The sequence below is a fragment of the Planococcus sp. APC 3906 genome, assembly GCF_030407685.1.
GTDB classification, from domain to species: domain Bacteria; phylum Bacillota; class Bacilli; order Bacillales_A; family Planococcaceae; genus Planococcus; species Planococcus koreensis.
In genome coordinates, this window is the sequence record NZ_JASDCW010000018.1 from 61,120 (window position 1) to 69,803 (window position 8,684).

At 49.9% G+C, this 8,684-nt stretch carries 7 protein-coding genes; 6 read left to right on the plus strand and 1 reads right to left on the minus strand.

The genetic code is table 11. The features are described from left to right. Nucleotides 1-19 precede the first annotated feature (19 nt). The 6 genes from QMA09_RS11500 to QMA09_RS11525 all read left to right on the plus strand — a co-directional run bounded on the left by QMA09_RS11500 (nt 20) and on the right by QMA09_RS11525 (nt 8,211). Nucleotides 20-724, plus strand: a complete 705-nt coding sequence (locus tag QMA09_RS11500; protein WP_135501009.1) for a response regulator transcription factor — start codon at nt 20-22, stop codon at nt 722-724. Next, nucleotides 724-1,812 (plus strand): sensor histidine kinase, encoded by a 1,089-nt coding sequence (locus QMA09_RS11505; protein WP_290213219.1) that lies wholly within the window; start codon nt 724-726, stop codon nt 1,810-1,812. The genes QMA09_RS11500 and QMA09_RS11505 overlap by 1 nt, the downstream gene beginning before the upstream one ends. Further along, complete coding sequence (locus QMA09_RS11510; RefSeq protein WP_290213220.1) at nt 1,730-2,503, plus strand: ABC transporter ATP-binding protein; 774 nt, start codon at nt 1,730-1,732, stop codon at nt 2,501-2,503. Before QMA09_RS11505 ends, QMA09_RS11510 begins: the two co-directional genes overlap by 83 nt. Further along, nucleotides 2,475-4,412, plus strand: a complete 1,938-nt coding sequence (locus tag QMA09_RS11515; RefSeq protein ID WP_290213221.1) for an FtsX-like permease family protein — start codon at nt 2,475-2,477, stop codon at nt 4,410-4,412. The genes QMA09_RS11510 and QMA09_RS11515 overlap by 29 nt, the downstream gene beginning before the upstream one ends. Nucleotides 4,413-4,511: 99 nt before the next feature. Next, nucleotides 4,512-6,065, plus strand: a complete 1,554-nt coding sequence (locus QMA09_RS11520; RefSeq protein WP_290213222.1) for a fatty acid--CoA ligase family protein — start codon at nt 4,512-4,514, stop codon at nt 6,063-6,065. A gap of 157 nt (nt 6,066-6,222) precedes the next feature. Further along, complete coding sequence (locus QMA09_RS11525) at nt 6,223-8,211, plus strand: S9 family peptidase (RefSeq protein ID WP_290213223.1); 1,989 nt, start codon at nt 6,223-6,225, stop codon at nt 8,209-8,211. Nucleotides 8,212-8,301: 90 nt separating this feature from the next. Here QMA09_RS11525 and QMA09_RS11530 read toward each other — a convergent pair whose 3' ends face one another. Beyond that, a complete protein-coding gene (locus QMA09_RS11530; protein WP_290213224.1) occupies nt 8,302-8,622 on the minus strand; it encodes a DUF5658 family protein in 321 nt (106 codons plus the stop codon). Nucleotides 8,623-8,684 lie beyond the last annotated feature (62 nt).

Genomic DNA, 8,684 nt, shown 5'->3' on the forward strand with positions numbered 1-8,684 from the left:
AACGAAAGGGGGAATCATTATGGCAGCACAACGGATTTTTATAGTGGAAGACGATTTGAAAATCGCGGCATTGCTGGCGGAAACGCTGCGCAAATACCATTACGAAGTGGAAACTGCGCAGGATTTCGATCGGATCCTTGAAGAATTCGAAGCTTTTGATCCCCATATGGTCTTGCTGGATATCAACTTGCCTTCCTATGACGGCTATTATTGGTGCAGGCAGCTGCGCCAGCAGTCTACTTGCCCAATCCTTTTCATATCGGCGAGGTCTGGGGAAATGGATCAGGTTTTTGCACTTGAAAATGGCGGCGATGATTTCATCACGAAACCTTTTCATTACGAAATCGTCCTTGCAAAAATAAAGAGCCATTTGCGGAGAGCTTACGGCGAATACGCTCCGAAACAGGAAGAACGTTCGGTAAAAGCCGGACGCATCGTTTTGTTTCTTGAGCGCATGGAGCTTCATGTCAAAAACGATATCATTCCGCTGCAGAAAAAAGAATGCACCATCATGGAGCTGCTGCTCGCGCAATATCCGAAAGTGGTGACGCGCGAACAGCTGCTGGAAGAATTATGGGATGACCAGGCGTTTGTCGATGAAAATACCTTAAATGTCAATATGACACGCGTACGGAAAAAACTGGCGGATTATGGCGTCAAGTCAATGATTGAAACCGTCCGCGGATCGGGCTACCGTTTGCTGATCGACGAGGAGGAATTGTAATGCTGCGGCTGTTCTTTAAAGAGCATGCGGCGTTCATCGTCTTCCAAGCCGCTTTGGTCGCGTTCATCATGGCGCTTTATTGGCTTGACGGATTCCGGAATGTTGATACAGCGATTTACTCATTCGTAATCAGCACGTTGCTCGTGGCCGTTTTCCTGGCAACCCGCTTTTCAAAACGCTACCGCTTTTACCAAAAGATTTTAGCGGTGCCAGACCGGATGGAACACGCGCTGCAGCGCGACGGGAAATCACCGGAGCAACTGCAAAGCGAGAAATACATGCAGGAAATCTACCATCTTTACCAAAACGAGGCACAGGCGCTTTATGCTTCGCAAAAACGCCATCTGCAATTCATGAACCAATGGGTGCACCAGATGAAAACGCCGTTGTCGGTGATGCAATTATTGCTGCAAGAGCCGGAGGAATTGGACAAGAACAGCGTCCGTGAAGAAGTGGACCGGCTAAAGGCCGGGCTGGATACGGTATTGATGAATGCACGCCTCGATACATTCGAGGAAGATATGCACATTGAACAAGTGCAGCTGCGCAGCATCGTTGCCGAAATCGTCAATGAAAACAAGCGGCTGTTCATTTCGAAACGGGTCTACCCGGAAATCGATGTCGACGACAAGTACATCGTGGCGACCGATCGCAAATGGATGAAGTTCATCTTGGGCCAGCTGCTGACGAACGCCTTGAAATACACGTTCGAAAAGGACAAAAAAGTGTATATCAAAGCGGATTGCGTCGATGAAAGTGCGTTGTTGACGATACGCGATGAAGGGATCGGGATTCCCGCGTCGGATTTGCCGCGCGTCACGAAAGCCTTTTTTACAGGTGAAAATGGGCGCAAGACAGGTGAATCGACAGGTATGGGTTTGTATTTGGCAAACGAAGTATGCAAAAAACTCGGGCATCAGCTGATGATCGATTCATCCATCGGTGAAGGAACGGCGGTGTCCATATTATTCCGCAACCAGGATTCCGCAACAGGGGGAAATGACAATGCCGTTATTGAAAATCGAAGAAGTGACGAAAGTGTACGAAGGGAAAGTGACGCACCGCGCGCTCAATCAACTGAGCTTTGAAGTGGAAAAAGGTGAGTTTCTGGCCGTCATGGGACCTTCGGGGAGCGGCAAGACGACGCTGCTGAACTTGATTTCGACAATTGATACGCTGACTGCGGGGGAAATCCTCATCGACGGGGTCGATCCGCACGGTTTGGACAAAAATGAGCTTGCGCTTTTCAGGCGCCATAAACTGGGCTTTATCTTCCAGGATTTTAATTTGCTGCAGATGCTGACTGTCGAAGAGAATATGGTGCTGCCGCTGACGCTCGACTATGTGCCGACCGATGAAATGGCTCGGCGCGTCTTGGAGTTGGCGCGGAAACTCGGCCTTGAATCGATTCTTCACAAGCGCCCGAACGAAATTTCCGGCGGCGAAGCGCAGCGGACCGCCATCGGCAGGGCGCTTATCCATCATCCTTCGCTTATTCTGGCCGATGAACCGACCGGCAACCTCGATTCGAAAGCGTCGCGCGACGTGCTGGAATTATTGAAAAGTGTCAGCGAAGAAAGCGGTGCGACTATCGTCATGGTCACCCACGATCCGATCGCGGCGAGTTATTGCGACCGCGTGCTGTTCATCAAAGATGGCGAGTTTTTCAATGAAATCTACAGCGACGAGCGCCGCCAAACATTCTATCAGAAAATCCTTAATGTCTTATCCTTGCTGGGAGGGAACGTGAATGACCTTTCGGCAGCTCGCCTACCGTAATGTATTCCGCAACCGCCGAAGCTACGCTGCGTTTTTCTTAGCAAGCGTCTTTTCGGTCATGGTGTTTTTCGTTTATTCCATGTTCATCTTCCATCCGCTGTTCGCAGAAGATGGCCTGCAGCAGCTCGCGGTGCGCGGCATGTTCATCGCGGAAGTGGTGCTTTACATCTTTACGCTGTTTTTCCTGTTTTATTCGATGAGCGCATTTTTGCAGGCGCGTTCAAAAGAGTTCGGCATCCTGATGCACCTGGGAATGACAAAAAAGCAGCTCAATAAATTGATCTTTTTTGAAACGATGATTCTCGGCACGGTTTCAACGGTTGCGGGAATCGCATTGGGCTTCGCATTTTCCAAGTTCTTCTTTATGATTGGCCGTGAAATCATGGAGCTTGAAGCGCTGCCTCTTTACGTGTCGTGGAAGCCGTTCGCTTTGACGATCGGTGCATTTGCCAGCCTGTTCATCATCATTTCTTTCGTCAGTGTCGCTTTTGTGCGGACGAAAGGCATATTGGATCTGCTGCAGGGCTATTGGAAAACGGAGGAAATCACGCAAAGTTCCAAATGGCTGTCAGCGCTTGGTTTTGTTTTGCTGGCCATCGCCTACGCCCTTGCTGCGATGGTATCGGACAGCACAGTCTACACGATGGCGTTCATCATCCCGCCGATTGCGACGCTCGGAACCTATCTTTTCTTCACGCATTCCATCCATTCGCTGCTGCAGCTTTATAAGCGCCGGCGAGGGGTGTATTGGCATAAGACCCGGCTGGTGGCGATTGCTGAAGCCTCGGTCAAGTTGAAAGACAGCGCCCAGATGTTCTTTATCGTAACAATCGTTTCGACCGTCGCTTTCCTGACCGTTGGAACGCTTGCTTCGTTCATGTCCTATACAGGTGATTTCCGCGAATCAAATCCGCTCGGCCTCATCTACATTTCATTTAATGGCAATAGCGAGGAGCGGGAGCATGTAGACCGGCTCATTTCCCAATTGGAAGGCAAAGAGCTGGAATACGATATGGTGCCGCTGATCGTGAAGCGCCAAACCTCGACGCTATCAGGCAATGACGTCGATATCGTGCGGGCATCCGATTTTAACCGCTTGGCGTTGACGCTCGGTTTTGATCCGGTTGACCCGGTGCGCGGGGAAGGGATTTTCATTCCTTATTCGCAAGAATCGCTGGAGGAATTGGGCGAAGTCAGCGTGGAAACAAGGCTGATGGAAAGCGACATCGATTTATCAATTGACGAAGTTTATCCCCATGTCATGTTTCCGGTCAATACTGTGAACTTTAACAGCATAGTCGTCAACGACTCTGATTATGCCGCGATTGATGAACCGCTGGCCGGTTTCGGCGACGGGGAATCGACGTTCACGTATTATGCGTTTGATATCCCGGACTGGGAGGAAACGGTCAGCGTGGGCAAGGAATTGACCGGCATCATGCAGCAAGCAGTTGTGCAGGAGGATTTCCGTGATTTGAATTTCTTCTTCGTCAATCCAGGGGAAGATTACCGCCTGTTTAAATCGTCATTCGCCATCCTGCTGTTCATCGGCGTGATGGTAGCTGCAGTCTTCTTGCTGGCTGCGGGCAGTTTCATTTATTTTAAATTGTACACTGGGCTGGAGCGGGACCGCAGGCAATATTCGCTGTTGGTGAGGCTCGGCATGACGGAAAAAGAACTCGGCAAAATCGTCAACCGGCAGCTTATGCCGCAATTTTTCCTGCCGTGGGGAGTTGCGCTGCTGCATAGCACGTTCGCCTTCATTTCGCTGCAGGTGGTATGGGATGAATTTGCGGAATTGTCGATTCTCGGTGAAATGGTGTTTGTGCTGAGCGGCTTCACGATTGCACAAATCCTCTATTTTTTCTTGATCCGCTGGCGTTATATCGAACATCTTCGAGCATCGTAAATTTTACGATGCTTGTTGTATTGTCTGAAGATTTCTTTTATAATGAAAACAGCGTCAATAATGAATGAGGATTCATTCAACATGAAAGAGGGATGGGAAATGAATTTAGTGAAGAGCGTCCATGAAATCTCACTGCAAAATCCGGGTAAAACCGCGTATCACTTTATGGGGAAAGATACATCGTACCAAGAATTTGACGGGTCGGTCGCGAAATTCGCAGGCGCGCTCCAATCGCTTGGGATCCGAAAAGGGGACCATGTAGGATTCTTGCTGAGCAACACACCGCATTTCATGATTGCCTTATACGCAACGATGCGGGTAGGCGCAACAGCTGTGCCGATCAACCCTATCTACACGCCAGATGAAATCGCTTACATCATAAAAGACAGTGATGCCAAGGCAGTCATCGCACTTGATGCATTGTTGCCACTGGTTGAAAAAGCGCATGGAGCGCTGCCGTCGGTTGAAGCGTATATCATCTGCGAAACCGACCCATCCGCGGCCGAGAAAATGGCTCAATTGCCGGATGCGGTCAAACCGAAAGTACATTCGTTCACCCAGCTCTTGATGGCCTCTCCGGCATTCGAAGGTTCCGCCGAGTTGCAAGGCGATGATGTAGCCGTCATCCTTTATACATCCGGCACGACTGGGAAACCGAAAGGCGCAATGCTGACGCACGAAAATCTTTACTCGAATGCGCGTGATATCGGCGATTACCTGCAAATGAATGCTGACGACCGCATCGTTGCGACATTGCCGGTATTCCATGTTTTTGCGTTAACGGTTGTCGTCAACGCACCGCTATTGATCGGCGCCACCATCATCTTGGTGCCGCGCTTCAACCCCGCGGAAGTATTCGAAACGATCAAATCGCAGCGCGCGACTGTATTTGCCGGCGTGCCGACTATGTACAATTTCATGTACCAATACCCGCAAGCGAAAACCGAAGACTTTGCGACGGTGCGCTTAGCGATTTCCGGCGGTTCTGCCTTGCCGGTAGCGCTGCTGCATAATTTCGAGGACAAATTCCAAGTGGGTGTGTCCGAAGGCTACGGCTTGTCGGAAGCTTCACCAGTCACGTGCTTCAACCCGATTGACCGCGACCGCAAAGCAGGCTCGATCGGCACATCGATCGTCAACGTCGAAAACAAAGTGGTCAATGAACTTGGCGAAGAAGTGCCTGTAGGAGAAGTAGGGGAATTGATCGTCCGCGGCCCGAACGTCATGAAAGGCTATTACAAGCTGCCGGAAGAAACGGCTGCCGCGCTGCGCGATGGCTGGCTTTACACTGGTGATCTAGCAAAAGTGGACGAAGAAGGTTATTTTTATATTGTCGACCGCAAAAAAGACATGATTATTGTCGGCGGCTTTAACGTCTATCCGCGCGAAGTTGAAGAAGTGCTGTTCGCGCATCCGGGCATTGTAGAAGCGGCAGTTGTCGGTTTGCCGGATCCGAATTTCGGCGAAAGCGTCAACGCTTATGTTGTACTGAAAGACGCTTCACTGACGCCAGCGGACCTTGAAGCTTATTGCGCCGAACATTTGGCGAAATACAAAGTGCCGCGCCATTTTGAAATCCTTGAAGAGTTGCCGAAAAACACGACCGGCAAAATTCTTCGCCGTTCGCTGAAAGACCAAGCAATGAGCAAATAACGATTCAAGCGGTCCGGGCCAATTCAGCCCGGGCCGCTTTTTTTTTATTGTCCAGAACACAGCAGTATCGGTTTGATTGAAAAGACTGACATTTTTACTTATAGTAGAAGAGCAACTATTACGTTTTTCGAAATAAATCGACAGGGGGATTTTACATATGAAAAAGGCAGTTGAAATAAAAGACTTAACGCAATTGGCATCGGTGACCGACCCGCATATCTCGCCGGATGGCACGCAGCTGTTATTTGTCCGTACAGAGATGGATGAGGAAAACAATACGTATGTGGCGCATCTTTTCCTTGGCGACTTGGCAAGCGGGAAAATCACGCAATGGACGCACGGCCAAGAACGCGTATCGTCGCCCGCTTGGTCGGAAAACGGAGAAATGCTTGCTTTTTTATCAACAAGAGACGATAAAAACCAGCTCTATGTAATGCCAGCGACAGGCGGAGAGGCACGTGCGCTGACCGAATTCGAAAAAGGCGTCAATTCATTCCGCTGGTCGCCTTGCGGCAATAAAATCTGGTTTGATGCAATGGTGAAAGACGGCAAGTCATTTACCGATAAAGAGGACAAGGAAGACGGAAAAGACAGCAAGAAGCATCCGGAGCCGGTATTTGTCAGCAACATGAAATACAAGATGGATGGCATGGGTTTGGTGCCCCAGGATGAGCATCGCCAAATCGGTTCAATCGATGTTGAATCGAAAAATATTGTGCAATTAACTTCTGGCAAGTTCCATTATAATTTGGAAGCTGTTTCGCATGACGGCTCGAAATTGGCATATGGCGTGGTGCGGGAAGAGAATCTCGATTTCGTGTTCCACCAGCCGCTTTATTTATATGACATCGAATCTGAGGTGGAAACGGCAGTGGCTGATGGAGACGGCTCTTTCGATGGAGCCGCTTTCTCGTTCGACGACGCAAAGCTTGCCTATATCAGCAGCACCCGCCAATTCGAAAACGCGACACATACGGAGGTGTCCGTCTACGACATCGCCTCGAAGACCAGCATGTGCCTGACAGAAGGCATCGACGCACCGGTCGGCGATTACGTCGTGGCCGACCATCAACAAGGCGCTGCAGCACCAGCAGTTGTCTGGACGAAAGATGATCATTTATATTTCCAGGTGTCGACGATGGGCGATGTACGGCTATATTTCGCTTCCCTTGATGGAGCGGTCTATCCGGCGTCCCCTGAAATGGAACATGTATATGGCTTTGATGTGGACCGCAGCGGCGAATTCGCAGTTGCAGCAATCAGCAATCCGGTCAATCCAGGGGAATTGTACAAACTGACGATCGCCACTGGTGAACGTGAAGCTTTGACCGCTTTCAACAACTCTTATTTGGAGGAAACGGAATTGGCGATGCCCGAATCAATCGTTGCGGAAGGGGCAGATGGATGGCCTGTCCACGGCTGGCTGATGAAACCGCGCGGCTTTGCCGAAGGCGAAAAATACCCGCTCGTCGTCAATATCCACGGTGGGCCGCATGCGATGTACGCCAATACGTTTGTCCACGAAATGCAGCTGCTCGCAGCCCGCGGATTCGGCGTGCTGTATGTCAACCCACGCGGCAGCCATGGCTATAGCCAGGAATTTGTCGACGCCGTGCGCGGCGACTATGGCGGTGGCGACTACGAAGACATCATGAAATCGCTGGAATCCGTCATTTCGGAAAACCCGTGGATCGACACCGAGCGCTTGGGCGTGACAGGTGGAAGCTACGGCGGATTTATGACAAATTGGATTGTCAGCCGATCAAACCGTTTTAAAGCGGCTGTCACACAGCGCTCGATTTCGAACTGGGTCTCATTTTTCGGTGTTTCGGATATCGGCTATTATTTCAGCCCTTGGCAGATCGGTGCGGATATGGGGGACGTCAATAAATTATGGGACCATTCTCCGTTGAAATACGCGGCGGATGTGGAGACGCCATTATTGATTTTGCATTCGGAAAATGACTACCGCTGCCCGATTGAACAATCGGAACAATTGTATGTCACGCTCAAAAGCCTGGGCAAAGAAACCGAGTTTATCCGTTTCCCGGAGGCCGACCATAATTTGTCGCGCACCGGCAAACCGAACCTGCGCTTCGTGCGCCTCGAGCAAATTGCCGGTTGGATGGAAAAGCATTTAGTCTGACAGAACTTAATACGAGAAAAGAAAGAGCCGGAAAACACCCGAACTTCTGTGGGGGTTTCCGGCTTTTTCGTTTTCCAATGAGTCTAAGCTTTATATGGCAAGAAGCGAGAGCCAAAAAATATGAAGCAGCAAAATGAGCGAGTACAGCGTATTTGCAGAAATGAAGAAGTACCGCCAGAGGCGCGATTGAATGGCAACGAATGGCGTGAATAGAAACCCGGAAAGGCATAGCGAAAGCAGGACCTTGATTGCCAAAATAACACTAGGAGAGAACGAACTCAATAATGGATTGGCTTCGGTGATAAAGCCGGATGTGATTCCAAAAAACGTCAGCAATCCATCTGCGGCATTTAAAATGGCGAGTGCCCAGACGTGATTTTTTAAAGGCGTGCTGTGTTTAGGCGCAATCATATTTCACCTCCATTTTCTGCATGCATCATGTTGTCCGGATGTTCTGTTGTTAATAAGAAATA